The 1364-nt window shown below is 38.0% G+C and carries 2 protein-coding genes; both read left to right on the top strand.

Annotation, left to right across the window (positions count from 1 at the left end; genetic code table 11):
* On the top strand, window positions 1-224 hold a 224-nt coding region (locus DYY66_RS13845), incomplete at its 5' end, for a hypothetical protein (protein WP_255496006.1).
* Window positions 225-647: 423 nt separating this feature from the next.
* Window positions 648-1067: a hypothetical protein gene (locus tag DYY66_RS02480; RefSeq protein WP_166285922.1), complete on the top strand. Its 420-nt coding sequence runs from the start codon at window positions 648-650 to the stop codon at window positions 1065-1067.
* Window positions 1068-1364: the final 297 nt, after the last annotated feature.

The following is a 1364-nucleotide window of genomic DNA, read 5'->3' on the forward strand; positions in this document are numbered from 1 at the left end:
ATGATTGTTTCATTGTTATGTTCAGTACCGGACGTGATGAGCTTCATGCGTCTACACCAGTCAAGATATCGATTGCAGTAATCGTAATTCATCCCGCAGCGAAGTGCAATGTGGCTTTTCTTGGCGTTGTTCCAATGCAAAAATACAATGATCTTTCGTACTGTGTTCCAGTCTATTCTCTTGAGTCTCTTCTGGTACTGTATGTTTTCCATTCTCATGCGTGACATACAATCAAATTTACGGTACATTTTCTATTTAAAGTGTACGCATATTTTTAATTATCACATACTAGAAAATTTTACGGTACATTTGCAAAAATTGATTACAAACAATTTATCAATTGTACCGTAAATAATTCAAGACATGCCACGGATAGAGTATCACGCGCTTACATTGAGAATGGAAACGTACAAGCTAATACTCAAGGTAGTGCACAGGGCAAAGAAGAAGGACAGCAGGATGTACACAAGCAGGTTCCTTGATACGTTGTTTGACATGTACGAGAATAAACAAAAATGATTGCAAAAAAATGCATTTGTGTACAGTACAATTATAATTTTATGTAATAGAAAATCTTCACTAAAAATTTTACTTATTGCTGCAGCACTAAACTTATCTTATATATTTTGATTGTACTGGACTATGTGATGACTAGAACAAAAAACATCATGGTTGCAATTGCTGCAATAATGGCTGTGGCAATTACACCATATGCAATACAAGCCGCATTTGCTGTAGTCAACGATAGCGTAAGTGTGACTGCACCTCCCAATGGTCAGATGGCTCAAAAAGGCAACAGACTTTCTGGCGCATGTCACGGTGGTCTGGGAGATATAACAGATGAGGTACTTGTTACGACAAGCTCGATGTCTGGAAATGTTGTGGAGGCAAAGTATGACGCTTCACAATGCTCCTCGGTTAGCTCAGTCGATGAGACTGTGTATGTAAATGGTGTCGAGCAAACATTTGCAAGATTTTTCACCACCACTGGTGATAACTTCTACAATGGATTGTCGTATAATGCAGGCGACATAATCAAAGTGGCTTATACGTTTAACGTAACATAAGCTACCACACACTCTTCTTTTTTTCATATTGTCTAATACCAGATAGTCACGGTACATGCACAGCAACCCAACATACAACTCATCGACGTCTTGTCTTTGAGAGAGGCAGATCTTTCATTATTTTTAAGGAACAATCGTAGCATTTCCATAATCTACTAGCAGTCCAGTTTCGTTGTCAAGAATAGGCAATACTCTGAGTTGAATGCTTACCGTATCTCCGTCCTTCCATTGCAGATTTACAGACAATCGTATCATTTGGTAATTAGATTTCAGAATGGTATTGATTGGCAATAAAAC

It is taken from the genome of Candidatus Nitrosotalea sp. FS (assembly GCF_011319475.1).
Classification (GTDB): Archaea; Thermoproteota; Nitrososphaeria; order Nitrososphaerales; family Nitrosopumilaceae; genus Nitrosotalea.